This is a genomic window from Nostoc sp. FACHB-280, assembly GCF_014697615.1.
Taxonomy (GTDB): domain Bacteria; phylum Cyanobacteriota; class Cyanobacteriia; order Cyanobacteriales; family Nostocaceae; genus Nostoc_B.
Window position 1 is genome coordinate 43635 of record NZ_JACJSD010000028.1, and the last position, 26238, is coordinate 69872.

Below are 26238 nucleotides of genomic sequence, written 5' to 3' on the forward strand. Positions count from 1 at the left end.
TCTTCCTTAGATTTTATCTAGGAACAGGCTGATACCAAACCTGATAAAGTTGCCGCATTTGTATGATTTCAGCAGTTTGATTTTTAATAATGGACTGAGCTAAATTGCGAACTTCAGGGTGTGTACCATTGTTAATAACCATCCGTGCCATCATGACAGCCATTTGGTGATGAGGAATCATTTGGCTGATAAATTCCTTATCAAAATCTTGAGCATTTTTCAAGGTTTCTAAATCTACATCCATGCCCCTCATATTATGATGCATACACATTCCCATCATTCCCATGCCAGACATTGATGCAACAGGCACTTCTTTGCCATACCATGCCTGATACCAAGTTCGCATTTGTTGAATCTCACGGGCTTGGTCTATTGTAATGGCTTGAGCTAGTTTTTTGATTTCAGGATGTTTAGCACGCGCTAAAGCCAGATTAGCCATCTCCACTGCTTGCTGATGGTGAGGAATCATTATTGTGATAAAATGCTGATCTACCTCACCCATCATCCCTTGTTGGCAAGGAGTAACCTGAGCAGATGGGTGATGAATATTATGTTGTGAATTTGGGGACTGAGCAGGAGTTTTATTGATTATTAATAATCCTCCAACTGCACTAATGCTCAATAACCCTATAAAATTATAAATCAAATTTTTATTGTTCATAACTTCACCTCCTTGCTGTCTAAAATTGGGAAATTGACTCTTATTTCTCTTGTCCCAGAGTGATTAAACAGAGCTAAAGTAATTACTACAAACGTACTTACCAATCAATAGCGAAATACCGCAGCTAATGGGGTATCATCTGGCATCTTTGCCGACTCAACTGCATAGACAATACCGCCATTTAAAATAGTTTGAGTTGCAGCGAAATCTAATAATTCCTCGTCGTTGGGTTCTGCGTCGGGATGCACCTGAACTGTTTGGGTATCTGAGTCAAAAGTACCCCACTGCTGCTGACCAAGGGCGACAATTAACTTGTCAACCCGTCCCTGACAAGCAGCCGGAATAGTTTCCGTAATTTGGCTGGAGGCTTTCCCAGTTCCTAGCAGTTCCCTGTATTGATTGATTGCGTCTTGTTGTGCTTGCAAAAATAATGGTTCTACTATTTCCCAAGCTTGGGCGTGTAATTCTTCTGGTGATAGTAGTTCTGGATTACCTGTTATTCCAGTATCCACGAGATAAGGATAAGTATTTGCTTCTCGGTAAATCGGCAAAAGATACTCTACCCCAGCCAACACTAAGGGAGCGTGTTCTGCTTTGAGTAACTCCTGCAACGCTTCATTGACCCGATGGAAGTAGATGCTGAGGTTTTCCTTCTCATCCTCATCACCAGCACCATGACCGTGAAATACCGTGGCTCCACCAGAAGCGGCGCGTCGTCCACCTGTTGCGCCTGGAGTGCCTGTATGGGAAGGGGTTTGCCGTTCTGGTTCTTCAAACCGTAGTACTTCTTCCAGACTTGGCAGTAAACCAGTTAAATCAATCTCTTCAATATGATGGTGAGTGCCTTCTAATAGCCGAATCAAATTATGGCTGAGAGCCAGGATATAAAAATGTCCATCGCTCTGGAATAAGGGGAATAGAGGTTTAAGGTAAAAATGGTTACTTACAGATACTAGCTCTGCAAAATCTATAGGTAAAGTGTAATATTGGAAAAAATCTTGTGAGCGGAAGACTGCTAAACCATTACTTTGATGTTGCCAAAATTCATACTCATCTAGCTGTCTGACTGGTTCGAGTAAGTTTTTAGCATCTTCAGAACGCCAACCATGCTCAATCAAGTGTTCTTCAGCTTCTCGAATTAAGTTCTTAAACCGGATTGGGTTTTGTTGCGTGTCCATCCCAGCATGGCAAGTTGGGAGAAAAATCGATACACAGATTTCTCTGGGTTGTTTTGCTAGTGTTTCGAGTTCTGCAATAGAGAGTAATTTCATTCGTTTACCTCCTGTGTTTACAGAGAAGGAGTAGAACTGATAGTGGCGTTTTTCCCAGCCTCCAAGTTAACTTCTAATCCTTCTGTTGTTTGTATAATATTGGTATTAAAATTTGCACAAAGAAATTGCATACGCTGACAGATAGCAGTAAATTCTCTACCTTTGGCTAGGTCAACTCGCGTATAACTTAAAAATACAGGTATTAAACGCAACTTATATAAACCGCGATCGCTCACTTCTACCAGAAACACAAAAGACCAATCGTTACGCAACACAGGATCAACTGCATAATCATCCAGAAAATCCCCTGTGTCATAAAGAATTAACCCCTGTTTATACTGTTATACACCTTTTCCAAGGTGGGCAGAATGACCGTGAAAGATATCTACACCCCTATCCACAACTGTGCGAGCAAACTGGCAAAAGTGAAGCGGCGGTGAGATGACCATATTCGGCCCCCAGTGAGCAGAGAAGATAACTTTGCCGATTTTCGGGGAATCTCTTCGTTAACACCCCGACCTAGCATGACATCGCCAATAAATGCTAAAGTGACAGAGTTTGCCATAGGCGGAAGTGGTTGATATTCTCTGGACTATTCAAAAAGTGGTTTGAATCAACAGCCTCAACCTTGTAGATGATGCTTACCAATCAATCTAACAGTACTAGCTTGGAGTCCTTTATCACCTTCTTCCTCTGCAAAACGAACTTCGTCTCCCACCTGCAACTGCTCAAAATCACCATTGAATAGACTGTTGCGGTGAAAATAAACTTCGCTACCATCAGGTGTTTCAATAAAACCGTAGTCTTCATCAGAGAACAACGACGTAATTCGTCCATGAGGCTGTTCTTCATGAGTCTTGGTTTCCTGACGCAGCATACTGGTGTGGTCTTGCAGCTTACGCTTGGCTGCATCAAAAGCATCACGAATTGCTACATAAATATCCTCGTGGGATTGATGTTCAGGTGGGTCACGGTTGACAACGATTTCCCCTGTTGGCACAGTGATGTCAATTCGCACCTGATAAAGTTTACCGTTACGTTGATGTCGATGTGGGGCATCAACTGTGACTCGACATCTGGTAATCCGGTTATAAAAATGCTCTAGTTTATCAGCTAAGGAGCGAATTTTTGCTTCTACCGCTTCTGATGGTGGAATGTTGTGAAAGGTGATTTGTAGTGGGATGATCATGTTTTCTCCTATTTCTCAAGTGTCTCTTGCCTGGATTGACCGATTGCTCAAGCAAGGTGCTAATTAAGATGCGTTTTCCCAATCACATAACAACTCATACTCTTGTTTCACTGGGAGTTGACGGAGGGGAACTTGAGGAGTACCAATATCTGTTGAATGTTGAGATAACTGTTTTTTCTTAATTACCTTTTTTACCTGCAATTTTGGTTGAGTGGCTGTAATGGTCATTCTACTCACCTCCCACACTAAATTAGGAAAGAAAAATCGTTATATCTGCGACATATATAGCAGCAATTACAACTCATTAATCAATGTATATGAAAATTTTGAACTTGAATTATTAACTTTGACCTTCAATTTCTATTATTTCTCTAAAAGTCAATGCCAACGAAGAAACGATAATAAAGTATATACAATTTTAAGAACTGACTGCAAATTGCTGTGTCAAAAGTTCATGGATTGCAGCATCAATAATTTGAGCAAAATTCTCATACCAGAGAGAGATTGTATACAAAGTTTCTGGTGTTAGTAAACATATAAGTTTATCTACCTCACGGCTTAATTCTTGACAAGTTTTGGCTAATCCTACCGGAACTGCAACAATAATTTTCTGAGGCTTTTGTTCTCTTACAATAGCAATAGCAGCACGCATGGTTGAGCCAGTGGCGATACCATCATCTACAAGAATGATAGTGCGATTGCTAATTTCTGCTGGCGAAAGATGACCCCGATAAGCTCTGTCGCGTCGCTCTAATTCTCGTTGTTCTCTAGCTGCAACATCATCAATTGTTTTCCCAGAAATCCCCAACCAACTAACAACATCATAATTAAGGCAACGTACACCACCAGAGGCAATGCTACCCATTGCTAATTCTTTATGTCCTGGTACAGTCAGTTTACTCACCAAACAAATATCCCACGATACATTTAAAGCTGTGGCTACTTCAAAAGCAACAGGTACACCACCGCGCACGAGTCCTAACACTAATACATCTGGATTATGGGCATAATCTGTCAGTTTGTTAGCTAATTGTTGCCCTGCTTCAGCGCGATTTCGGAATCTTGTTTTGATTTGACTCATAGTAGCCATAACTGACCGCCGCTTACAAGATATCTTTTAGGTTAGGTAACAAATTTGAGAAAGTTGTGAGGAAAGTAAAACTACCTCACAAGTTCTTCAACTTTTTCTTTTAGCATTAAATTAAAGCCAAAAAATTGAGCCACTTTGCACTTAGAAATTTAAACACTTCTAACTTAGAAAAACTGGTGAATTTACTATGCAAAACTTATCTAATCAACCAGTGAAAAGCGCACATGAACTCAAAAGAAAGTATGCAGCAGGAGAAAGAGATTTTCGTGCAGCTGAGTTATCTAAAGCTGACTTACAAGAAACTTATTTAGAAGGAGTAGACCTGAGTGGAGCTAACTTGGATGCAGCCAAACTTAGTAAAGCAGACTTGAGTGGTGCTAATCTCAGTGGAGTTTATTTAAGAAAGGCAAATTTGAGAGGAGCTAACCTCAGTGGTGCAGATTTGTTTAAAGATAAATTGGTGGGAGCAGATTTGAGTGAAGCTGACCTCCGAGGTGCAGATTTGAGAGGAGCTAACTTGAACGGGGCTAACTTAAATGCAGCCAAATATGATAGCTACACAGTTTTTCCAGAGGATTTTGACCCTGTAAGCACCAAAATGATGCAGTTGGAAGAATAACAAGGAGATATGTTATGGCTCATGTCCTGACATCAGAGAAAGTCTTCCCTCGAATGGTAGAGTTACGCAGACATTTACACCGCCATCCTGAACTGGCATTTGAGGAAAAAAAGACAGCATCCATCGTTATAGATGAACTTAAGCGTTTAGGTATTCCTTTTTGGTATGGCGGGGTGGGTAGTGGCATCATTGCCAAGCTGATCAATGCTAGACAAGGAGCGCCGACAATTGCTTTGCGGGCTGATATGGATGCTCTCCCCGGACAAGAAAATACAGGATTGTCCTTTGCTTCTTTGCACCCAGGTAAGATGCACGCCTGTGGTCACGACGGTCACATGTCAATGGTGTTGGGCGCAGCAGCTTTATTGAAAGAGAATCCGCCACCGGGAAACGTGGTTTTCATCTTTCAACCTGCGGAGGAAAAGGGTGCTGGCGCGAAAGTGATGATCCAATCTGGTGCTTTAGAAGGAGTAAATGCTATCTTTGGCGGTCATGTTACCCGTCACTACCAAGTCGGCGAGATTATGGTTGCCAAGGGAGTAATTACTGCCCAATCTGATGGCTTTACTATTCGCGTCAAAGGAAGAGGCGGACACGGAGCTAGACCCCATGAAGCTGTTGATGCTGTAGTTGTTGCCGGACTGCTAATTATGGCTGTGCAAACCTTAGTTTCACGAGAAATTAACCCCGCCTATCCTTCAGTAGTTACCATCGGTAAAGTAGAAGCAGGTAGTGCGGGTAATGTCATCGCTGAGGAAGCAATTTTAGAAGGTACTATCCGCACCACAAACTTAGATGTGCAGAACTACATAATTGATGGCTTGAAGCGCATAGCCACAGCCGTAGGAGAACTGCACAATGCCAGAGTAGAGGTAGAAATTCGCCACGGATACCCACCTGTGATTAATACAGGAAAAGAAGCAGAAATTGCTCGACGGGCTGTAGTTGAGATTTTGGGTTCCAAGGGATTAGTCACAATGGATCATCCCAGCATGGGAGCAGAAGATTTTTCCTTCTACTTGTTACACGTTCCTGGGTGTTACGTCAGATTTGGTGCTTGTCAACAAGGTTGTGAGAACATTCCTTTGCATAGTCCTTCCTTTGACTTTGACGAAGAAGCATTGAAAGTTGGCGCAGCTTTCTTTGATCGGGTGGTTCGAGAAGCGATCGCAAAATACGCAGATAATTCCCAGTAGAAAACAGCACAAGGCACTTAAGTAATATTTATGAAAAGCGCAGATTTAATCAATTTGGCAGGGTTTCAAGAAGTTGAACATACGGCTGACTGGGCTTATCGCGTTTGGGGTCAGAATTTAACTCAGTTATTCATCCAAGCAGCGATCGCTCTTTATTATTTAGCTGATGTTCAGTTAACCTCAGAGTGTTCAATTACGCGAAAAATTCAACTCCAAGGTGTTGATTATGTCAGCCTACTGGTTGCTTGGTTGAATGAACTTTTGTATTTACATGAAAGTGAGAACTTAGCATTTGACCAATTTAAAATCTTGCATCTCGATCCACACTCTCTAGAGGCGGAAGTCACAGGTAGCCAAGTGCAGAAATGGCAGAAATTTATTAAAGCAGTCACATATCACAATCTCTCGATTCAAGAAACAGAAAAAGGATTGGAAGCTACATTAGTATTAGATGTTTGAATTAGTCAAAAGTTAACAGTTATTCTCCCCTACTTCCCATTTTCAACTTACGAGGGGATATGGTTTCTAAACAAGATTTTCGCCGTATTAATGATTATTTGTGGGAAATTCCTACCTCATTTCATCCAAAAATGCAGGTTCCTGTCTGGATTTTTGCCGATGAAGAAATCCTCGAAGATGCTTTGGGCGATTTATCAATAATTCAAGCAGTGAATGTTGCGCGTTTACCTGGGCTAGTAGGCCATGTAGTTGTTATGCCTGATGTTCACCAAGGCTATGGAATGCCTATTGGTGGCGTGATGGCAGCACGAGTTCCAGGGGGAATAATTTCCCCAGGAGCAGTTGGTTATGATATCAACTGTGGTGTGCGTGTTTTGACTTCTACAATTAAGTATGAGAATGCCAAACCCTATTTAAGCGATCTCGCCAGTGTCCTTTATCGCAATTGTCCTAGCGGTGTGGGAGAAAAAGGCAGTGTCCCTCTGACGAATGAAGAATTAGACCAAGTATGTCAACAGGGTGCTAATTGGACGCTAACTCAAGGTTACGCCGAAGCAGAAGATTTGCAACGCACGGAAGAGTTTGGCTGTTTGGCAGGGGCAGATCCAGATGCGGCTAGTAAGCGAGCAAAAGAGCGCGGCAAAGGTCAACTAGGAACCTTGGGCGCGGGAAATCATTTCCTAGAGGTGGATGTAGTTGAAGAAGTATTTGACCAGGAAGCGGCAGAAGTGATGGGTTTGCACGCAGGTTGTTTAGCGGTGCAAATTCATTGCGGTTCTCGTGGCTTTGGGCATCAAATCTGCACAGATTATGTACAAGACTTGCAATTTGCGGTAATTCGCTATGGAATTGATTTACCAGACCGAGAGTTAGTTTGTGCGCCAATTGAATCACCAGAAGGACAAGGCTATTTAGCAGCGATGAAGTCAGCAGCTAACTATGCTTTTGCTAACCGTCAGGTTTTAGCATGGCATACACGGCGGAGTTTTCAAGAGGTGTTTGGTAAACAAGACTCAACACTACGCCAAGTTTATGATATTGCTCACAATATGGCCAAAATTGAAACCCACGAAGTTGACGGCGAAAACTTGACAGTCTGCGTCCACCGTAAAGGAGCAACACGAGCATTTGGCCCAGGCTTTGCTGGTTTACCTACGGAATATCGTCCTTTGGGACAACCTGTTCTTGTTCCTGGTTCGATGGGTACGCACAGTTGGATTTTACTAGGGACACCAGCAAGCGATCGCCTATCTTTTGGTTCGAGTTGTCACGGTGCAGGAAGGGTGATGAGTCGTCACAAAGCCAAACGAGAAATTAGAGGCGATCGCCTCAAGGACGAACTAGAACACGAAGGGATTAGCATCCGGGCTGGGTCTATGTCCGGTTTAGCTGAGGAAGCACCCCAAGCATACAAAGATGTCAGTCGAGTGGTAAATGTGGTTAGCCAAGCAGGAATTGCTCGTAAAGTAGCGCGTCTGCATCCCATCGCTGTAGTTAAAGGATAAATTGACATGGGTGATATGGAGTTCAAAAGCTCTCCTGAATTCTCTTTGGGGATGGAAATTGAGTTGCAATTGCTCAATCCTGATACTCTGCAATTGGTAGATGGCATTTTACCTCTGTTGGCACAAAATCCTGAAAATTCCTGGATTCAGCCAGAATGTAACCAAGCGATGGTAGAGATTGCCTCTCAGGTTTGCTCAAATATCCCTGAGTTAGAAGCTAATATTGTTGCTATTCTGCGTGACCTCAAAACCAGATGTCAAGCACTGGGGATGACGATTTGTGCAGCCGGAACTCATCCATTTTGCGATCGCTTTGCCTCTATCACCCCAATTCCCAGATATCTGGCCCAGCAAGCTGGATCTGGCTACCTTGCAGATTTAATGATGACTTGTGCGGTTCAGCTTCATGTAGGAATGCCATCGGGTGATGTAGCTATAGATATTATGGGCAGACTTAAACCCTATCTCCCCATTTTGTTGGCTTTGTCTGCTAGTTCACCCTTTTGGTGGGGTCATGATACTAGCTTTGCTTCCTTTCGCCAAAGGTTTTTATCATCTTTGAGAACCTATGGTATTTGTCCCACTTTTAAAAACTGGCAGGATTTTACTAATTTCTTTGCCACTGCTCAAAATGCAGGGATGTTGGAGATTATTCGCGATATCCATTGGGATTTGCGTCCCCAACCTGATTTCGGAACTCTTGAAGTTAGGGTGATGGATGCTCAACCAACAATCAAAGAGTCGATGATGCTGGCTGCCTTTGTCCATTCTTTAATTGTGGATTTGCATCGTTACAGTCAAGGAAAGCAAACAGAATTTTTTTTAACGCCTCTTCCTTGGTTAATTGAGAAGGAAAACTACTTTCGCGCATCTCGCTGGGGTTTAGATGCTCACTACATCGAAGATGAACAAGGTAATAGCAGACCCATCAAAAATATAGTTAAAGATATTTTGAATACACTCATAGAAACTGCCGATACTTTGGGAAATAGCTCATATCTATTCCAATTAGAAAAAAGATTAGACCAAGGAGCAAGTTATATTCGACAACGGCGAGTGTTTGAAAGCACAGGTTCTTTAAAGGCGGTGGTTGCTTCTTTGGTGAGTGAGTTGGAAGCTGAATTAGCTATTAAGAGCAGACAGGAGGCTGTAGCCTACGGCTGGCTGTAAGGCTCACCAGAAAGTAAGCCACGCAAGATCATTAACTGGCACAATTATGCCTGACGGTACTATCCATCAAGACTACTAAAAGATATCGTTGGAAGAAAATCTGAAAATTGACAATCTGCGGATGGTCAGTTTTGGGAAAATATTCTTGAGGGAGGTAGAAGATGCCTCAACTAGCACCGCATATATTTGATATTTTATACGAAAAAGGTGTAGAATATGCCTTTGGTATACCTGGAGATTTTGCCTTAACACTATTCGATGCATTAGCAGACAGCAAGATTGCACCTATTGTCATGACGCACGAACCCTGCGTAGGCTTTGCGGCTGATGCTTACTCCCGAATGCGGGGTTTGGGTTTAGCGGTTGTTACTTATAGCGTTGGCGGCTTAAATATGGTGAATGCTGTAGCTGGTGCTTATGCCGAGAAGTCTCCATTGGTCATTTTAAGCGGCGGGCCAGGTGTGCGGGAACAACGGGAGCATGACTTGTTACATCATAAGGTGAAAACTTTTGACACACAACGGCGTGTTTATGAAGAAGTCACCCTCTACGCCACAAAGCTAACCGATCCAAAAACAGCCGATGCTCAGATTCATCGTGCGCTTGACTATGCAACGACATTCAAACGTCCTGTTTATTTGGAAATTCCCCGTGATCTAGTTTATGCGGAGATTACAGAGTCAGAACACTTGCCACCACCAATCAAGCGCACTGATCCAGATACTTTAATGGAAGCCATTGCAGAAACTCTGGAGATGCTCAAGCGATCGCACTCACCAGTCATTCTTGCTTGTGTTGAAATTCATCGCTTTGGCTTACAGGAACAACTTCTAGCCTTGGCAGAAAAACTTGGTGTACCAGTCTGCTCAACAATGTTAGGAAAATCTGTTTTTCCCGAAAGACATCCGCAATACATCGGTATTTACAATGGTGAGGCTGGGGATTTAAATGTGCAGAAAATCGTTGAAGAATCAGACTGTGTGCTGATGTTGGGAGTGTTTATGACTGATATCAACCTGGGGATGTTTACCGCTCATCTCAACCCAAGTTGTACAGTGTATGCAACTTCAGAACGCATCGCCATTAAGCATCACGAATACCCCAATGTGAGGTTTGAAGATTTCATCACCACCTTGCTTGATAGTCCAGATTTGCCTCATTGGGATTCATCCGGCATCTATACTATGAAACCGCGTGTTACGCCATCTGTGGGTAAAATTTCCATGAGTGGACTACTTTATGAACTCAATCAGTTCATTGACAGTAACACTCTACTAGTGACGGATGTTGGAGATACCCTATTTGCAGCAGATGATATCCAGACACAGCAAGGCACATCATTCTTATGTCCCGCCTTCTACGCAAGTATGGGGTTTGGCGTTCCTGGGGTGATTGGCGCACAATTAGCCGACCCATCCCGACGAGCGATCGCTTTGGTTGGCGATGGGGCATTTCACATGACAGGAATGGAATTGCTCACAGCGCAACGCTTAAGACTAAACCCGATTGTTATAGTCATTAACAATGGCTCATTTGCTAGCCTCCAGGCAATGGGACATCAAGAAGCGGCTTTTGTCCAAATTCCCACAATGGACTATGCCCAGTTAGCCAATGTTCTTGGTGGTCATGGCTTTGTGATCCACACCAGTAAACAACTACAACAAGCCTTACACACAGCGCAAAATAGTAGCAATTTCAGTATTCTTGATGTTCATCTCTCACCTGACGATGTTTCGCCTGCTTTACAAAGATTGAGCGCACTATTTACCAAATCCCTAACAGGATAGTTAATGATTAATCAATAATTACAGCACTTTTTATGTAAGTGAAGTATCTTCCCTCACCCGTCCTATCAGACACCTTCTTCTTGGTCAGCAAAGGGTCAGGGAGGCGTGTATTCCATCAACTTGCAATTTGCTGTATGAAAAACTTTGCCAATCCCTAACCCCCAATAACCAATGGATAATATTTTTCGCTTTGCTGATGAGCTAGGCCCAGTCAAGATTATTCATATCTACGAAAGAGAAGTTGATCTAAAAGCCATTGTTGTGGTTGATAACATTGATTGTGGCCCCGCGATCGGTGGAGTACGTATGGCTACAGATGTGACGACAGAAGAAGTTTTTCGATTGGCACGAGCTATGACTTTAAAAAATGCTGCTGCTGACTTACCCCACGGCGGCGGTAAATCTGCAATTTTAGCCGACCCGAAACAACCTTTAGCAGATAAGGAACGCTTGGTACGTACCTTTGCTAGTGCTATCAGGGATGTGACTGAGTATATCCCTGGCCCCGATATGGGAACAGATGAACAGTGCATGGCTTGGATCAAAAAAGAGATTGGTCGTGCTGTAGGATTACCAAAAGCAATAGGGGGTATCCCCTTAGATGAAATTGGTGCTACTGGTTTTGGTATAAGTATTTGTGCAGAGATAGCTAGCAAGTTTTGTCACCTCAATCTAGAAGGCGCACGTATTGTCATTCAAGGTTTCGGTTCCGTTGGGAAAAACGCTGCTCGCTTTTTAACGGCTAAAGGAGCGTTACTTATAGGAGCCGCAGATTCTCAAGGAACCCTTTTTAATCCTCTGGGAATCGATGTTAAGCAGGTAATCAAACTGAAAAATTCTGGTAAGAGTGTGATTAATTATCCACAGGGAGACAAACTAGATCGGGACGCAGTTATTGACATCGAGTGCGATATTTGGATACCAGCAGCCAGACCGGATGTTATCCATGCTGATAATGTTGACCGCCTGAAAACGCAGCTTGTGATCTCAGGTGCTAATATCCCGTTTACCGAAGCAGCAGAAAAGATATGTCATGAACGAAGTATTATTGTAGTACCTGATTTCATCGCCAATGCAGGTGGTGTAATCTGCGCTGCGGTTGAGTATGATGGCGGAAATCAGACCACAGCCTTTGAAACTATTGCAAAGAAAATTTGCCACAATACTACGCTAGTTTTAGAACAAGTTGCCAAAACAGGTAAGCTACCACGACAGGCTGCTCTGGAACTTGCCCAGAGACGGATATGTCTTGCTAGACAAGATATTTAAAATATAGTTAAACGGTGCTACTTGATGTGCTTTTTTATTAATATTGATCGGATTCTCTATTTTATACCGTGAAATTCCTTATAATTTTTTCTTAGAGAATCAGGTATATAAATATCTGCGTATGGTTGCTCAAGTTTTTTTACTCACATTTCAGAGGGTGCTATTTATCTGGGCGATCGCATTGGGCTTTACGTCTGTATATAAGTTCCAGATTATACAGATTTTCTTTTGGAATCTCTAGGTTACAAGCTAAAACTGGAACCCTATCTATGTTATGAGTATCACAAATATAAGGTGTGATATAGAATTCACGGTGTTCATGATACCAAGGAGTACCTACTAAAGGGTTGGGTACTCCAATTCTAGAAGCTAAATACATTCCTCCAAAGTTAATATTTTTTGACGTATATTTATCTGGATATTGCTTAATTAGCTCTGTGGCAATTTTTATCGTATTTTGACCTATTTGCCTTTCGTTAATATTAGCGACCGCCATACAATATGAGCGACTATTCTTTTCTGATAGACTATCAGCTATCAAAGGCAATATATAGCTAATATATTGTAAATCTTTAAATGTTTCGCATTTATTTTCGCTAATACCTTGTAAAGATATAATATCAGCAAATAGTTTGATATTATGATATAATTGTTTTTTTACAAAATTTATATCAGGTTGTCTATTATTGTGAATACAGTCCATAAAATAGGATTTAAAATCTTCCAAAATAGATACAGGTGTAATGATTTTTACTTGACGTAAATCTGCAAGATTTTCTTCAAGAACTCTACGATATTCAACGACTACTTGAGTATGTCTATTACTTACCTTTGCTATATACTCTAGTAATTGATGATTACTACAAAAACCTTGCAAATAAGCATCTAGAAGCATATAGCTACAGTATTGTATAGCATCAGGCACAGTAATTTTTACACAGCTATAAATATTCTGCGCTTCGATTAACTGAGCAATTACACTAGCCTGCCTTTCAATTGTTTCCTTTTCTGTGAATGCTGGACGTTCATCATAAAAAATATTTTTGATAGGCTGATTAATCTTAATTCTGGGATTAATCAAAGATATTTCTGAACCATCCTCAAGTAAAGCAATAATTCCATAAGCTCCATAAAGACATAAAACGGCATTAACAATGGCATTTTGTATAGGGAGTAAGTTAGCAGATGTAAATTTAGTCTGCATAAAATAAATATAACTTGGTGGCCATGCAGGAGTCTGAACTTGTAAACATCTGACATCAGTTCCAGGAATTTTGATGCAATAAGTTTCTTCAGATATATTCTCTGAAGTCAGAGATTGCCATGAATGTGGTACTAAACCTTGTGAAGCAAAATATTGTAGAACTTTGTTGGGTTGATTTACTCGTTTATCTTTAATAATCTGCTCTGGTAAAAGTATTTGCATGGTTGGATCTTGTCTAAAAGCTTCAGAAGGAAGGACTGAATTTAAAGTCCATAAACCAATTTCGTCGCATCTAAGTTCTTTAAAGATGCTATCTTGATGATTTGCTGTGCTGAGATAGGGCGATACGCTATTTAGAGAACTTAACATATGTTGAATAAGTCCGGTATCTGCTTTTTTTGCTGTTGATTCTTAGATAATTTAACTTTTTATTAGTAGGATAGATTCATACAACGGTTCTGTGGTTCTCGAAGACATTAAACAACAAATTCACTGTATCGTCTTGTGTGCATCTTATCCTTACGCCGTGGTGGGAGTCAGTCAAAGTTTTGGCGTGACTCCAGATTTAATCAGTGGGATAGCTACTAGCACCACTGCGGGTGTAGAACTGGTAGAAAAGCTCACAGGTGTTGTGGCTTTAACTCTACCAGATCACCAGTATCTACCCAAACTGATACAGATATTAAAAGCCAAGTTAGCCTTTAACTAACTGGAATAGGTTGACCGCTAGACAGCACCAATGGGAAATTATGGACATTAGGCGCGTGCATGACACTGAGACCAATATTGGCACGGTTTAAGATATCAGCGTCGCTTCTAATTACATTACCCCGACTATCTAAGATGGAATGATTAAAGTTAAAGCCATTGAGACTAAATGCCATTGAACATACACCCATCGCCGCAAACCAAATACCTATTGTTGGTAATGCTGCTAATAAGAAATGGAAAGCACGATGATTTCTGCTAGCAAAGGTAGGAATCAACAAGCGTCTCAAGAAGCTATGGTGTTCCTGCCAAGTATTTGTATGTCACTTGCTGCTGACCCAACTTATATCCAGCATTGATGGATTCATTTTCATCGGTATTGCGAATTAGTGTTGAAGCCACTAAAGAACCATGCAAAGAACTCAACAGTGCGCCACCAAACACACCTGCTACACCCAACATATGGAACGGGTGCGTCAGGATATTATGATCGCCTTGGAAAGCCAACATAAAGTGGAAAGTTCCAGCGATTCCCAAAGGTAAACCATCAGAAAAACTACCTTGACCAATGGGATAAACTAGCAAAACGGAAGTAGCAGCAATCACGGGTGCAGAATAGGCAACTGCTATCCAAGGACGCATTCCTAAACGATAGCTAAGTTCCCAAAATCGCCCTAGTAAGCACCAAATACCAATCAGAAAATGCAGCACAATCAACTGATATGGCCCACCATTGTAGAGCCATTCATCCATTGATGCCGCTTCCCAGATAGGATAAAAGTGCAAACCAATGGCAGCAGAAGTCGGCACCACTGCGGCTGTAATTAAATTATTCCCCTCCATTAGTGAACCCATAATTGGCTCACGTATGCCATCCATATCTACGCTAGGCGCAGCAATAAAAGCCAAAACAAAACAGGTGGTAGCAGCTAGCAAGGTAGGAATCGACAATACACCAAACCAGCCGATATAAATCCGATTTTCTGTGCTGGTAATCCACGCACAAAAACTATCCCATAAATCAAAAAAATTAAATTCCTTTTGACGTTGAACAATGGTACTCATGGTTTTTAGCTCCTAAGTAATTCCAAGTTCAAAATTTTTCTACGACTTTTAGCAGATGCCTATCGCTTAGGTTTGACCTACCGTTGTATGTTCAGCAATTACGATAGTTTTCAGAGAGTAGAGTTGCCAGTAATCAATTAGTTGAATATCTCTAGTTTGAAGTTAGAAAAAGAATTTGAGGAACTTGTGAGGAAACACAATACTTATGAAAAATTAAATTTTGTCATAATTGAGATTAACAACATAGTCAACGCATCTTAAAAGTAAGTAAACCAAAGATTTCCCAGTCAAAGCGACAATATCTTGATCTAATAGCAAATATTAGCTGATCGGTAGCTACTATTGTCAATCAAATCGAGAATGTGCGATCGCTTCTACGAGTAGAAGTTGCAGAACAGATGCTCTAAGAGATTAGTCCACTAACCCAACATTATTACTTATGAACTAGAAAAACGTTAAAGGAGGAAAGAGGAATCAAAAACCTTTTTTCTTTGTTCGTTTTTCAGCCAAACGCCATCCTGAAGTTAAATATTCAGTTGCTCAATAGTCTGGCGGAGAATTTTACTAGAATGTTGTAACTGTTGTAATTCTGTTTTATTCAACGAGAGATTCAAAACCCTCGTAACGCCCTGACGGTTAACTACCGCAGGTAAACTCAAACACACATCTTGAATACCATGAATATCATTAATGAGGCTGCTGATTGTTAAAACTCGGTTTTGATTACGTAAAATTGACTGTGTAATTTGGGCTACTGCCAAGCCAATCGCATAGGAAGTTGCTCCTTTACGCTGGATAATCTCGTAAGCAGCATTCTTCACTTGTGCAAAGATATTTTGTAATTGCGGATCTATCTGTTTGCCTTCTTCCCACGTTTCATCTAGAAGGTGCATTCCAGATATATTTACCTTGCTCCAAACCGGAACTTCACTATCACCGTGTTCCCCAATAATGTAAGCGTGTAAACTACGTGGGTCAATTTGAAACTTTTGGGATAACAAATAGCGAAAACGTGCAGTATCTAAGACGGTTCCCGTCCCAATTACACTAGAACTAGGCAACCCAGAAATTTTGAGACAGACATAAGTCATGATGTCTACTGGATTGGTAACAATCAGCAAAATCGCTGTTGAACAAAATTTAACAACTTCTGGAATTAAGCTTTGGAAAATTTCCACATTTCTGTTTACTAAATCTAAACGAGTTTCTCCTGGCTTCTGCTTGGCTCCAGCAGTAATAATGACAATATCTGCATTCTCTCCGTCAGCTAAAGTTCCTGCTCTAATTAATGTTGGTTAAACAAAGGGGAGTCCATGTTGTAAATCCATGACTTCCCCTTCTAATTTGTGCTGATTGATATCAACAATTACTATTTCATCTAAGATATTTTGGATCAGCAGCGAATAAGCACAAGCCATCCCTACCTGACCTGCACCAACAATTACTCCTTTACGGGGTTGGCGAATGATAGGAGAAATAGATTTCTCTCCTGATGAGGATGTAAATAAGTTTTCAAAAAACATACAAACAATTAACCTATGTAATGCCCATCTTCCTTTAACCTTGGAGCCTCATTTGACAGACCAAATGATTTAACTCGTTGACCAACGTAGCATTGCAAAAACTGCTGTTTGTTCTGCGGTGTTGGATTGATTTTTCCACTCTTTCAAAAGGGTTTTCGGCAGCGTTCTCACCATTTCTACCATAACTCCTGCTACATCGTTTTCTGAAAACTTTTGCGGGATTTTAGCTTGTAATTCTGGCGATCGCAGACAATCCAAAAACCCGTGAATTAAAATTGGAGCATTGCCCGCAGGAGGCGTAAAAATTAACGCCTCATTCTCGGCGACAGCCCGCGAGCGAAACTGCTCTAAGTTTCCCCAACCGATATATTCACACTGCAACGAGTTGCCAATCATGGTTGAACTCCTTGGCTCCAATCGGGACAGAAAATTAAATTACATCCATCTTGACAACTCAATCACGACTGACTGCTGACTCCTTGAGTTGTTCGCCCAGTCATCTCACTGGGATGAATGCGGTAGATGACAATGACATTTGCTCGTCCCCAAACATCTATCCACGTTCGATTCAATGCAGGAGAAAGTTGTGGATTCTGTGCTTTGATCAATTGCATCGCATGAGTTAACTCTTGCTGCTCAGTTAGGCGTTCAGCCCAACCCCTGACAATTACACTGCGCCAATGGGATAAATTGTGAATCTCTTCGACCTGTAAGCACACTTCCGGATTTGCATCAATGTACTTCGTCTTCATTCCTTCGGTTGTAAAGATGTACAGATTGGGATTCTCGAAATAATAGTGCATCGGCACTACATAGGGATGTCCTTCCGATGTACAGCCTAAGTGTCCATACTCTATCTTCTGTAGAAGATCATGTATTTCCTTTGCTCCCATTTCATCAATATCTAACACAGTCTTTCTTCCTTGCAAATACAATAATTCAACTTCGATTGGTTCTGCTTCTATACAAATCCATTAGGATAGAATCTCAATCCTCAAGAAGAAATACACCCACGGAAAGAGAAGAAAGAGCAAATTAAATTTTTGAACTATCTCCTTTGCGATTGATTAATCCCTATCTAAAGATAGATAAGCCACTATCTTTGTTCGAGAATTTGACTGAAAAATTCCTCACATATTCCTCACATTTTGTTGGTAACCTCAAAGTAGAGTCCACATTTCAAACAGCAAAGTGGCAAAAGATGGGCCACTGTATATATTCATCAAACTCCAAGATAAGTAGAAAGTATTGGAGGAAAAGTATGCTCAATGTTGTGCGTCGTAGTCAGATTATCGGTTGGATAGCAATAGATAGCTCCACAGCTAATAGTTTTGGTGAGTTAGAAGAAGTTTGGTTAGATGATTCTGGGCGTATTGCTTATTTTTCGGGTGGAGAAACATATTTACCAGTAGAAAAAATTGCTGGGGTAGGTATGGGTGCAGTTTCTGTTTATTATCCTCCACTAGAAGACACGCCAGAAAACCTCCGCCGCTTGCATGAAATTACAGTTGAATCTACACTAGGTGAGCCTCTTGGCTGGGTGGAAGATTTTTTATTTGATTGGCAAACGGGAGAAATCGCCGCTTACATTGTGGCGGGAGAAATTGCGGCTCATTTTGGTGGACGCGCAGTGTTGTATCCCGAAGATGTTGAGGAAATTACCATTGATAAACTAATTATCGGTGAAGATGTTAAACATCAACTTGAAGCTGAGTCAGAGGGACTCAAGGGTTTCTTCAGCGAGAAATCACAACAGGTACAACATTTAGTACATATCATAGGCGATCGCCTACATCATCTGATTGCCCCCAGCGATAAACCAGAAGTTGTCCGCGTCAAAATCAAGGAAGTTAGCGACGAAGTAGCAGCTTCTACTAATCATCCACATCATGCTGTGCAAGAAGCTACGGAGTTCTTACAAGAGCAATGGCATAGTTTACAACAAAGTATTACCCGTGCAGGAGAGCGTGCAAAAGCGTCTCTAGATGCCGCCTGGAAGCAAATCCACCAAACAAAGTCTTGATTATGGACAAATTCATCCTCTTTGCTGGCACAGCTAACCCTGATTTAGCTGCCGCAGTTGCCCAGAAACTCGACATTCCTTTGGGGAAATCTCTGGTGGAACGCTTTCCAGATGGTGAGGTAAATGTGCGGCTTCTGGAATCGGTACGCCAAAAGTCTGTATTTATCCTCCAGTCTACAGCACCACCTGTCAATGAACATTTAGTAGAACTTTTAGCTTTTGCAGATGCTTGTCGTCGATCTGCGGCTGGTCGAATTACAGCGATTATTCCTTACTTTGGCTACGCCCGTGCTGATAAACGTCACGGTAGGCGCGAGCCAATTACCGCCAGTATGGTAGCTGAAGTGTTACAGGCTGTCGGGGTAAATCATGTTGTCACCCTGGATTTACACACACTGCAAATTGAAGGTTTCTTTCGTATTCCTGTAGACAGTCTGACGGCTGTACCCATTTTTTGTGAGGCTATACGCCATTACTTACCACCTAATTTCGTAGTTGTATCTCCAGATACGGGGCGCGTCCAAATGGCAACCCAGTATGCCCAAAAGCTCGATAGTTCGGTAGTCGTGCTACACAAACACCGCACCAGTGGCACAGAAACAGAGGTAACTCGTGTTGTGGGTGATGTAAAGGGTTGTGCCTGCTTAATTATCGATGACATGATTTCTACTGGCGGCACTCTTGCTAAAAGTATTGAAGCCTTACTCAAAGCCGAAGCACGTCCAGAAATAATTATTGCTGCTACTCATGGGTTGTTTGTCAAAGAAGCACGGGCTAAGTTAAGCCATCCCAGTGTGAAGGCGATTTTTGTTACCGACAGTGTAACTCCCAAAGAAACCGACTGGCAGCAATTAAAAATTGTCTCGATCGCACCTTTAATTGCTACTACTATTCAACGATTTAAAACAGATGGTTCAATTAGTGATTTATTTTAGAGGTATAAAAATATGTGGCAAAAGTTCCGTAATCGGACGGAGGCTGGGAAACTGTTAGCGGCTGAATTAACAGAGTATGCTAATCGTCCAGATGTTTTAGTATTGGGGCTTCCCCGTGGCGGTGTGCCTGTAGCATTTGAAGTAGCCAAGGCACTTGATGCACCATTAGATGTCTGCTTAGTGCGGAAACTAGGTGTACCAGGACACAAGGAACTGGCGATGGGTGCAATTGCTACCGGAGGAGTCCGTGTATTAAATGAAAATGTTGTAGATTGGTTGCGGATTCCCCAAGCAACTATTGATGAAGTCGCCGCAATCGAAATGGGGGAATTAGAGCGTCGGAACATAGCCTATAGGGGTAATCGTCTGCTACCGAAAGTCAAAAATCATACGATTATTTTAGTTGATGACGGTATTGCTACGGGTGCAACTATTCGTGCAGCAATCGCCACATTAAAACAGCAACAACCCCGTGAACTGGTAGTTGCAGTTCCCGTTGCAGGTGTAGCCACTTGTGAAGAACTGCAAGCAGAGGTAGATCGGGTTGTCTGCGTGATGATGCCAGAAGATTTATATGCGATCGGCCTTTGGTATGAAGATTTTGGGCAAACAACCGACGCTGAGGTATGTGAACTTTTGACAAGACAAAAATTACTGGTAGCTAATGATTTGTAAACAGAGGTTCAGTCAATGGATAGGACATTAACACAGAATCCCCAAGAACATCTGGTGTCGGTGACAGCAGGTGAGGTTAAGCTAGAGGGAAATTTGGTGATTCCTGATGGTGCGACAGGCATAGTGTTATTTGCTCATGGTAGTGGTAGCAGCCGTCACAGTCCGCGTAATCGCTATGTTGCTGAAGTCTTACAACAGGCAGGACTCGCAACTTTATTAATTGATTTACTGACGCTGGAAGAAGAAGAAATTGACCTGCGAACAAGACATTTGCGCTTTGATATTGGTTTGTTAGCCTCGCGGTTAGTTGGGGCTACAGATTGGCTGACACAAAACCCAGATACTCGACATCTGAAAGTAGGTTACTTTGGCGCGAGTACAGGGGGTGGTGCAGCCCTCGTCGCCGCCGCAGAACGTCCAGAGGCGGTGCAGGCGATTGTTTCTCGTGGCGGACGACCTGATTTAGCTGGTTCAGCCTTACCTCATGTCACCGCGCCGACATTGTTGATTGTTGGGGGTTACGATCTGCCAGTGATCACAATGAACGAGGATGCACTAGAACAGTTGCGCTCTCCAAAACGCTTAGAGATTGTCCCCAAAGCCACCCATCTATTTGAAGAACCAGGTGCATTAACCGCAGTCGCACAACTGGCGAGTGAATGGTTTACGCACTATCTCATACCAATTCACGAAATTATTGATACAAATAGCTTCCTCTGCCCCTCTGCTCCCTCTGCCTCCTCTGCTTGCCTATCTGTATCATTTTTTAAGTGAAATGGTATCAGGTAGATGGGATTGGGGTCAAGGTGTAGGAGGTAAGAGTTTATGGATGTAGTCAAGCGTCGTATTGGTCTTGAGCAAGAGTTTTTTCTGGTAGATGAAGTTGGTCATCTGAGCGATCGCGCTGATGAATTTTTGCAGGGCTGTCACATCATGGCGCAAGCACAATGTTTAAACCCAAGTTACTTTGTGCCGGAGTTTGTCAAGAGTATGGTGGAGATTAACACACCACCAGCCTACACTGGCACAGAACTAGCAAGAGTTTATCTCAAAAATCTGAAATTGGCGATCGCTGTGGCGCGACAGATGAATTTACGCCTCTATCCTCTGTCTAGCTACCCCTTACATATTATGCCAGTGATGCGCGATCGCCCCAATTACCATATCCAAGCGCGGACTGTGGGCTATGATAAATTTCTGCACGCCGGGAAATGTACAGGCACACATCTGCATTTAGAAGTTCCGCCAGGAGTAATTGATCCTCGCGTTGCAGTCTCTTACAACTCAACATCAGCCGAGCGAGAAGAACTACTAAATATCTACAATTTAGCTACAGCTTGCGACTCAGCCCTCATTGCTTTAACACGGGCTTGTCCATTTTATGAAGGACAAGCGATCAGACTAGCCGCCCATACAATTCGCTATCGGGGTAGTGAAACCTTTGGCTGGGAAGGAGTTTACACGAATTTACAATCTGTGGGCGGGCTTAAGCCTTATGCCGAGAGTGTGGAGGATTTAGTTGAACAGCAATTTGCTCGTTACTACGCTTGGTTGCAAGCAATGGCCAAGGTAGGAATTGAACCTCACTCTTTCTTAGAAGCGGGAGGAAGCCTACTGAAATCTGCTTGGAATCCAGTCCGACTCAACAAACTCGGCACTGTAGAAATCAGATGTATAGATAGTAACTATCCTTCAGTGATTTTAGCTGTAATTGTGCTGCTTGAGAATGCCGCTAATCGAGTCAGGAGCGAGAAGTTAACAGTTAGACCAGCTAAAGGGATACAGATATTTGAATTAGTAGGTAAATGTCTTTATGTCCCAGATTTCGCCTATCTAAATGGTGAATTACTCTATACCTCAGCTACAGAGGGAATTAAAAACCCCAAAGTTAAGGCTTACGTCGATTCAATTTTGCAGTTTGCAGATGGAGGCGAAGGAGCAAATTTTATGGCAAAACTTAGAAAAGACCTCGATCACTATCAGACGATAGAAGCAGGGATATTACAAGAGTTTACCCCGACAACTACTCAACTGACCTTAGATGCGGGTTTGCGTCTAGTGCGTGAGTGTTGTGACAAACTCGAAGCCCAAGTTGCATGGCTAGATACAGAAAATCCCCTAGCAGCATTGGACATTGACGAAGGATTGTTACTACAGCCGCATTAATAGAAAACTAAAATTTCACAAAACTTAAGACTATGGACGTTAAAGAACTTCTCAATCGATATGCAGCAGGCGAAAGGAACTTCTACGGTATTGCCTTACCAAAAGCTGACCTCAGAGGTGTTCACTTGGGTGGTGTAGACTTTGGTAGAGCAGACCTAAGTGGCGCTAATCTGACAAAAGCATCCATGAGTGGTGCTAATTTGAGTCAAGCAAATCTTCAAGGCGCGAACCTTGAACAAGCAAATTTATCAGAAGTGATTTTAAGTGGTGCAGATTTGCGTGAAGCTACTCTATCGACAGCTAACCTGAATGAATCAGACCTTAGCGGTGCATATCTTTGTGATGCAGACTTATGTAATGCAAGTTTGCATATGGCATTACTCAGTACAGCTAACTTGCAGCGTGTGAACCTCTGTGATGCCAAAATGAGTGGGGTCAGGATGTGGAAAGCTGATTTGAGAGAAGCTGACCTCACTGGTGCTGATTTAAGTGAGGCTAATTTAAGTGACGCAAACCTGACTGGGGCAAATCTAAATGCCACAGATATGAGTGAAGCCTTTTTAACTGGGACAATTATGCCTGACGGTACTATTCATCAATAAGTAGAAGGACTAAATTAAACCTAACTAGAGATCACCGGGTTTCGACTGCGCTCAACCCTCTTGGGATAAGGTCAGCGAGTTCTAAATAATTATGTCCACCTACTTAGTTGTCTAGATTCTCAATTATTAGCACTATTAATGTCGTTTCATCAACCAGTCTGGACATTACCCATTGCCGCCGTTTATGAGTTATTGGGAACTACTGAGAACGGCTTGACTGAATATGAGGCAACACAAAGCCTTGAGCGTTATGGTGCGAATGAACTGCCAGAAACGGCCCAGCGTCCAATGTGGCTTCGCTTCACGGATCAACTCACCCACTTTATGGCTCTATTGTTATGGATAGCAGGAATTTTGGCATTTATTTCCGGCATTCCAGAACTGGGATGGGCAATCTGGGCTGTGATCTGGATTAATGCCGTCTTTAGTTTTTGGCAAGAGTTTCAGGCAGAACAAGCATTATCAGCACTCAAGAATGTGTTACCGATGCAGGTAAAAGTGTATCGAGATGGTGAACTCAAGCAAATACCAGCACGGGAACTGGTGCGTGGGGATGTTATGCAATTAGAAGAAGGCGATCGCGTTTCGGCTGATGCGCGTCTGGTAACATCCCAAAGTCTATACTTCGATGTCTCTGTGCTGACTGGTGAATCTCTGCCTGTGGCTCGTAATGCTTATCCCGTAAGGGTGCGGGAAGTTGCTGCTATTCGGGGTGGTAAGACTCTACCAGCCGGTGAACAACCTTTACAAGAACCAACTAATTTAGCGGAAATTCCCAATTTGGTGTTAGCAGGCTCAACAGTGTCATCAGGACGAGGGGTAGCTGTAGTCTATGCCACAGGCGCACAAACAGAATTTGGTCACGTAGCCCATCTCACAACCGTTGTGCAACGCGAACCTAGCACTTTAGAAGTGCAAGTGGCACAAGTGGTGCGGGTGATCACAGCGATCGCTCTGACGATGGGAGTATTGGTATTTTTGCTGACATCTCTGTTGGTGGGGATGGAAGTGAAAGAGAGCTTTATGTTTGCGATCGGTATCATTGTAGCCTTAGTGCCGGAGGGGTTATTGCCCACCGTCACATTATCATTAGCAATTGGAGTCCGGCGGATGGTACGGTGCAATGCTCTAGTGCGTCGGCTGTCGGCGGTGGAAACCTTAAGTGCTACTACTGTCATCTGTACAGACAAAACTGGCACATTGACGAAAAACGAAATGACGGTGCATTATCTCTGGATTCCCTGGCAGCCCGTTGGTAATGAATTGCCGGAAACACCATTGGCTATCTCACCCACCCTGATTGAAGTCACTGGGGCAGGATACGACCCTACGGTTGGGAAAGTACAGATGTCTAGGGATTTTACTGCTGCCTGGAAGGTCAATTTGTTACTCACAGGCGCAGCACTTTGCTCTAATGCCCGCCTGATTCACCTGACAGCCCCTAGCCGTTGGCAAGAGATTGGTGATCCCACAGAAGCAGCTTTGTTAGTCGCTGCGGCTAAAGCTGGGCTAAATTTGGAAACCTTGCAAACACAACTGCCACGCTTGCGCGAAGTGCCATTTGATTCGCGGCGGCGAATGATGACAGTAATATTAGATTGGCGTGCCTCAACGGTATGGACTGGTGACTTGCCGAACTTAGCTTTTACTAAAGGTGCGCCCTTAGAAGTCTTACGCCACTGCACATCTATTTTACGCAATGGTACCCTGACAGACATCAACCAAGACGACTGGAATCAAGTGGTAGCAGCCAACGATAGTTTAGCCGCCCAAGGTTTTCGGGTGCTAGGAGTGGCGGCGCGACGTGGTGGGAGTGAGATGTTAGATTGGCGATCGCAAGATTTGGAGCAGAATTTAACCTTCATTGGTTTAGTGGCGATGTTTGATCCGCCCCGTCCAGAAGTAAGTGATGCGATCGCTCAATGCCATGCCGCCGGAATTAAGGTAACTATGGTGACAGGTGATTATGGTTTAACTGCGGAAGCGATCGCCCGTCAAATTGGACTGGTCAACAACTCGGTACGGGTAGTCACAGGTGAAGGCATGGGACATTTATCTGATGCACAACTAAAGCAAATTGTCAAATATCGTTCTGGGTTGGTGTTTGCGCGGATGTCTCCAGAACACAAGTTACGGTTGGTGCAAGCCTACAAAGATATTGGTGATGTAGTTGCAGTCACAGGGGATGGAGTTAATGATGCCCCAGCCTTAAGAGCGGCTCATATTGGGGTAGCGATGGGGATGAATGGCACAGATGTAGCACGGGAAGCCGCCGATATTGTGCTGACAGATGATAACTTTGCCACTATTGTCAGCGCGATTAAGCAGGGACGCACCGTGTATCAAAACATCCGCAAATTTATGACTTATATCTTGGCATCGAATGTAGCGGAATTAGTGCCTTTCTTGCTAATGGTAGCCCTAAAAATTCCCCCCGCTTTGATAATTATGCAGATTCTCGCCATTGATTTAGGTACTGACTTAGTACCGGCTCTAGCCTTGGGTGCAGAAAAACCAGAAGTTGGCATAATGCACCAACCACCTCGGAAAAAAACGCGATCGCTTCTTGACCGTTCCCTACTTTTACGCGCCTATTGTTTTCTAGGATTGCTAGAAGCAATTCTAGGAATGACAGCATTCTTCCTCGTCTGGTGGAGTTACGGATATAATTTACAACAATTACAAGCCGTCACGCCCAGTATTTTATCGCACTCAGCCAACGCCGCCACCGTTGCCATATATGCTCAAGCTACAACCATGACCTTAGCTACCATTGTCGCCTGTCAGGATGGTAATGTTTTCGCTTGCCGTTCGGAGCGCACTTCTATTGTGCGGTTGGGATTATTTTCTAATCCTCTAATTTGGTTAGGAATTGCGATCGAATGGATGTTAGTCATACTGATTACCAACAGCACATCCTTAAGTAGAATTTTTTCCACTGCACCCTTAGCACCTTGGCAATGGTTGCTGTTGCTAGTATGTCCGCCAATTATTTTAGGCGCAGAAGAACTAAGAAAAGCTGCTTGGTGCAGAAATCCTAGACATAGATAATAAGGTACATCTACTAAGTGTTTTGCTTCTCTCCACAAGGCACATTTAGAAGAAGTTTTTGCCCAAGCAC

General features: G+C 42.8%; 25 protein-coding genes and 2 pseudogenes. 15 read left to right on the forward strand and 12 right to left on the reverse strand.

What is annotated here, in order from left to right:
• Positions 1 to 13: 13 nt before the first annotated feature.
• The 7 genes from H6G75_RS19830 to H6G75_RS19860 all read right to left on the reverse strand — a co-directional run bounded on the left by H6G75_RS19830 (position 14) and on the right by H6G75_RS19860 (position 4211).
• On the reverse strand, positions 14 to 661 hold the full coding sequence (locus tag H6G75_RS19830; RefSeq protein WP_190981712.1) for a DUF305 domain-containing protein: 648 nt from the start codon (positions 659 to 661) through the stop codon (positions 14 to 16).
• Positions 662 to 765: 104 nt separating this feature from the next.
• Positions 766 to 1932 (reverse strand): hypothetical protein, encoded by a 1167-nt coding sequence (locus H6G75_RS19835; protein WP_190981713.1) that lies wholly within the window; start codon positions 1930 to 1932, stop codon positions 766 to 768.
• A 17-nt stretch (positions 1933 to 1949) separates the two neighbouring features.
• Positions 1950 to 2207: a hypothetical protein gene (locus H6G75_RS33075; protein ID WP_242051584.1), complete on the reverse strand. Its 258-nt coding sequence runs from the start codon at positions 2205 to 2207 to the stop codon at positions 1950 to 1952.
• A 66-nt stretch (positions 2208 to 2273) separates the two neighbouring features.
• The gene (locus H6G75_RS33080; protein WP_242051585.1) at positions 2274 to 2381 is read right to left on the reverse strand and encodes a hypothetical protein; all 108 of its coding nucleotides are present in this window, start codon (positions 2379 to 2381) and stop codon (positions 2274 to 2276) included.
• Between the two features lie 173 nt (positions 2382 to 2554).
• A complete protein-coding gene (locus tag H6G75_RS19850; RefSeq protein ID WP_190981714.1) occupies positions 2555 to 3121 on the reverse strand; it encodes an HPF/RaiA family ribosome-associated protein in 567 nt (188 codons plus the stop codon).
• A 63-nt stretch (positions 3122 to 3184) separates the two neighbouring features.
• A complete protein-coding gene (locus H6G75_RS19855) occupies positions 3185 to 3349 on the reverse strand; it encodes a hypothetical protein (RefSeq protein WP_190981715.1) in 165 nt (54 codons plus the stop codon).
• Positions 3350 to 3539: 190 nt separating this feature from the next.
• The gene (locus tag H6G75_RS19860; RefSeq protein ID WP_242051586.1) at positions 3540 to 4211 is read right to left on the reverse strand and encodes a phosphoribosyltransferase; all 672 of its coding nucleotides are present in this window, start codon (positions 4209 to 4211) and stop codon (positions 3540 to 3542) included.
• A 187-nt stretch (positions 4212 to 4398) separates the two neighbouring features.
• On the opposite strand from H6G75_RS19860, the gene H6G75_RS19865 reads away from it, so the two are divergent.
• The 7 genes from H6G75_RS19865 to H6G75_RS19895 all read left to right on the forward strand — a co-directional run bounded on the left by H6G75_RS19865 (position 4399) and on the right by H6G75_RS19895 (position 12216).
• A complete protein-coding gene (locus H6G75_RS19865; protein WP_190981716.1) occupies positions 4399 to 4830 on the forward strand; it encodes a pentapeptide repeat-containing protein in 432 nt (143 codons plus the stop codon).
• Between the two features lie 14 nt (positions 4831 to 4844).
• Positions 4845 to 6026: a M20 family metallopeptidase gene (locus H6G75_RS19870; protein ID WP_190981717.1), complete on the forward strand. Its 1182-nt coding sequence runs from the start codon at positions 4845 to 4847 to the stop codon at positions 6024 to 6026.
• Positions 6027 to 6056: 30 nt separating this feature from the next.
• Positions 6057 to 6485 (forward strand): archease, encoded by a 429-nt coding sequence (locus H6G75_RS19875; protein WP_190981718.1) that lies wholly within the window; start codon positions 6057 to 6059, stop codon positions 6483 to 6485.
• Positions 6486 to 6544: 59 nt separating this feature from the next.
• On the forward strand, positions 6545 to 7990 hold the full coding sequence (locus H6G75_RS19880) for an RtcB family protein (protein ID WP_190981719.1): 1446 nt from the start codon (positions 6545 to 6547) through the stop codon (positions 7988 to 7990).
• Between the two features lie 15 nt (positions 7991 to 8005).
• The gene (locus tag H6G75_RS19885; protein WP_242051587.1) at positions 8006 to 9160 is read left to right on the forward strand and encodes a YbdK family carboxylate-amine ligase; all 1155 of its coding nucleotides are present in this window, start codon (positions 8006 to 8008) and stop codon (positions 9158 to 9160) included.
• 161 nt (positions 9161 to 9321) lie between these two features.
• Positions 9322 to 10947, forward strand: coding sequence for an alpha-keto acid decarboxylase family protein (locus H6G75_RS19890; RefSeq protein WP_190981721.1), 1626 nt, complete (start codon positions 9322 to 9324; stop codon positions 10945 to 10947).
• 171 nt (positions 10948 to 11118) lie between these two features.
• Positions 11119 to 12216, forward strand: a complete 1098-nt coding sequence (locus H6G75_RS19895) for a Glu/Leu/Phe/Val dehydrogenase (protein ID WP_190981722.1) — start codon at positions 11119 to 11121, stop codon at positions 12214 to 12216.
• A gap of 160 nt (positions 12217 to 12376) precedes the next feature.
• Here the strand turns inward: H6G75_RS19895 and H6G75_RS19900 are convergent, their stop codons facing one another.
• Positions 12377 to 13642: a hypothetical protein gene (locus H6G75_RS19900; protein WP_190981723.1), complete on the reverse strand. Its 1266-nt coding sequence runs from the start codon at positions 13640 to 13642 to the stop codon at positions 12377 to 12379.
• A gap of 238 nt (positions 13643 to 13880) precedes the next feature.
• Here H6G75_RS19900 and H6G75_RS19905 point away from each other — a divergent pair, with 238 nt between their 5' ends.
• Positions 13881 to 14129: a hypothetical protein gene (locus H6G75_RS19905; protein ID WP_190981724.1), complete on the forward strand. Its 249-nt coding sequence runs from the start codon at positions 13881 to 13883 to the stop codon at positions 14127 to 14129.
• Here H6G75_RS19905 and H6G75_RS19910 read toward each other — a convergent pair.
• From H6G75_RS19910 to H6G75_RS19925, 4 genes and pseudogenes are all read right to left on the reverse strand, one after another.
• Positions 14122 to 15193 (reverse strand): annotated as a pseudogene (locus tag H6G75_RS19910) (Photosystem Q(B) protein 1). The gene H6G75_RS19905 and the pseudogene H6G75_RS19910 overlap by 8 nt on opposite strands.
• 524 nt (positions 15194 to 15717) lie before the next feature.
• Positions 15718 to 16716, reverse strand: a pseudogene (locus H6G75_RS19915) (L-lactate dehydrogenase).
• A 69-nt stretch (positions 16717 to 16785) separates the two neighbouring features.
• On the reverse strand, positions 16786 to 17112 hold the full coding sequence (locus H6G75_RS19920; protein ID WP_190981725.1) for a hypothetical protein: 327 nt from the start codon (positions 17110 to 17112) through the stop codon (positions 16786 to 16788).
• 62 nt (positions 17113 to 17174) lie between these two features.
• Positions 17175 to 17627 (reverse strand): pyridoxamine 5'-phosphate oxidase family protein, encoded by a 453-nt coding sequence (locus H6G75_RS19925; protein ID WP_190981726.1) that lies wholly within the window; start codon positions 17625 to 17627, stop codon positions 17175 to 17177.
• A 350-nt stretch (positions 17628 to 17977) separates the two neighbouring features.
• Here H6G75_RS19925 and H6G75_RS19930 point away from each other — a divergent pair, with 350 nt between their 5' ends.
• From H6G75_RS19930 to H6G75_RS19960, 7 genes are all read left to right on the forward strand, one after another.
• A complete protein-coding gene (locus tag H6G75_RS19930; RefSeq protein ID WP_190981727.1) occupies positions 17978 to 18739 on the forward strand; it encodes a photosystem reaction center subunit H in 762 nt (253 codons plus the stop codon).
• 2 nt (positions 18740 to 18741) lie between these two features.
• Complete coding sequence (locus H6G75_RS19935; protein WP_190981728.1) at positions 18742 to 19674, forward strand: ribose-phosphate pyrophosphokinase; 933 nt, start codon at positions 18742 to 18744, stop codon at positions 19672 to 19674.
• Positions 19675 to 19686: 12 nt separating this feature from the next.
• Complete coding sequence (locus tag H6G75_RS19940) at positions 19687 to 20349, forward strand: phosphoribosyltransferase (protein WP_190981729.1); 663 nt, start codon at positions 19687 to 19689, stop codon at positions 20347 to 20349.
• Positions 20350 to 20364: 15 nt separating this feature from the next.
• The gene (locus H6G75_RS19945; protein WP_190981730.1) at positions 20365 to 21123 is read left to right on the forward strand and encodes a dienelactone hydrolase family protein; all 759 of its coding nucleotides are present in this window, start codon (positions 20365 to 20367) and stop codon (positions 21121 to 21123) included.
• Between the two features lie 51 nt (positions 21124 to 21174).
• Positions 21175 to 22515 (forward strand): glutamate-cysteine ligase family protein, encoded by a 1341-nt coding sequence (locus H6G75_RS19950; protein ID WP_190981731.1) that lies wholly within the window; start codon positions 21175 to 21177, stop codon positions 22513 to 22515.
• Between the two features lie 32 nt (positions 22516 to 22547).
• On the forward strand, positions 22548 to 23117 hold the full coding sequence (locus H6G75_RS19955; protein ID WP_190981732.1) for a pentapeptide repeat-containing protein: 570 nt from the start codon (positions 22548 to 22550) through the stop codon (positions 23115 to 23117).
• 138 nt (positions 23118 to 23255) lie between these two features.
• Positions 23256 to 26168 (forward strand): cation-transporting P-type ATPase, encoded by a 2913-nt coding sequence (locus H6G75_RS19960; protein ID WP_190981733.1) that lies wholly within the window; start codon positions 23256 to 23258, stop codon positions 26166 to 26168.
• The last annotated feature ends 70 nt before the right edge of the window (positions 26169 to 26238 follow it).

What these genes read in the sequence shown, in the direction of transcription:
- H6G75_RS19830 (WP_190981712.1), bottom strand. Translation starts at nt 661, where the DNA reads ATGAACAATAAAAATTTGATTTATAATTTTATAGGGTTATTGAGCATT.
- H6G75_RS19835 (WP_190981713.1), bottom strand. Translation starts at nt 1,932, where the DNA reads ATGAAATTACTCTCTATTGCAGAACTCGAAACACTAGCAAAACAACCC.
- H6G75_RS33080 (WP_242051585.1), bottom strand. Translation starts at nt 2,381, where the DNA reads ATGGTCATCTCACCGCCGCTTCACTTTTGCCAGTTTGCTCGCACAGTT.
- H6G75_RS19850 (WP_190981714.1), bottom strand. Translation starts at nt 3,121, where the DNA reads ATGATCATCCCACTACAAATCACCTTTCACAACATTCCACCATCAGAA.
- H6G75_RS19855 (WP_190981715.1), bottom strand. Translation starts at nt 3,349, where the DNA reads ATGACCATTACAGCCACTCAACCAAAATTGCAGGTAAAAAAGGTAATT.
- H6G75_RS19860 (WP_242051586.1), bottom strand. Translation starts at nt 4,211, where the DNA reads ATGGCTACTATGAGTCAAATCAAAACAAGATTCCGAAATCGCGCTGAA.
- H6G75_RS19865 (WP_190981716.1), top strand. Translation starts at nt 4,399, where the DNA reads ATGCAAAACTTATCTAATCAACCAGTGAAAAGCGCACATGAACTCAAA.
- H6G75_RS19870 (WP_190981717.1), top strand. Translation starts at nt 4,845, where the DNA reads ATGGCTCATGTCCTGACATCAGAGAAAGTCTTCCCTCGAATGGTAGAG.
- H6G75_RS19875 (WP_190981718.1), top strand. Translation starts at nt 6,057, where the DNA reads ATGAAAAGCGCAGATTTAATCAATTTGGCAGGGTTTCAAGAAGTTGAA.
- H6G75_RS19880 (WP_190981719.1), top strand. Translation starts at nt 6,545, where the DNA reads ATGGTTTCTAAACAAGATTTTCGCCGTATTAATGATTATTTGTGGGAA.
- H6G75_RS19885 (WP_242051587.1), top strand. Translation starts at nt 8,006, where the DNA reads ATGGAGTTCAAAAGCTCTCCTGAATTCTCTTTGGGGATGGAAATTGAG.
- H6G75_RS19890 (WP_190981721.1), top strand. Translation starts at nt 9,322, where the DNA reads ATGCCTCAACTAGCACCGCATATATTTGATATTTTATACGAAAAAGGT.
- H6G75_RS19895 (WP_190981722.1), top strand. Translation starts at nt 11,119, where the DNA reads ATGGATAATATTTTTCGCTTTGCTGATGAGCTAGGCCCAGTCAAGATT.
- H6G75_RS19900 (WP_190981723.1), bottom strand. Translation starts at nt 13,642, where the DNA reads ATGCAAATACTTTTACCAGAGCAGATTATTAAAGATAAACGAGTAAAT.
- H6G75_RS19920 (WP_190981725.1), bottom strand. Translation starts at nt 17,112, where the DNA reads ATGATTGGCAACTCGTTGCAGTGTGAATATATCGGTTGGGGAAACTTA.
- H6G75_RS19930 (WP_190981727.1), top strand. Translation starts at nt 17,978, where the DNA reads ATGCTCAATGTTGTGCGTCGTAGTCAGATTATCGGTTGGATAGCAATA.
- H6G75_RS19935 (WP_190981728.1), top strand. Translation starts at nt 18,742, where the DNA reads ATGGACAAATTCATCCTCTTTGCTGGCACAGCTAACCCTGATTTAGCT.
- H6G75_RS19940 (WP_190981729.1), top strand. Translation starts at nt 19,687, where the DNA reads ATGTGGCAAAAGTTCCGTAATCGGACGGAGGCTGGGAAACTGTTAGCG.
- H6G75_RS19945 (WP_190981730.1), top strand. Translation starts at nt 20,365, where the DNA reads ATGGATAGGACATTAACACAGAATCCCCAAGAACATCTGGTGTCGGTG.
- H6G75_RS19950 (WP_190981731.1), top strand. Translation starts at nt 21,175, where the DNA reads ATGGATGTAGTCAAGCGTCGTATTGGTCTTGAGCAAGAGTTTTTTCTG.
- H6G75_RS19955 (WP_190981732.1), top strand. Translation starts at nt 22,548, where the DNA reads ATGGACGTTAAAGAACTTCTCAATCGATATGCAGCAGGCGAAAGGAAC.
- H6G75_RS19960 (WP_190981733.1), top strand. Translation starts at nt 23,256, where the DNA reads ATGTCGTTTCATCAACCAGTCTGGACATTACCCATTGCCGCCGTTTAT.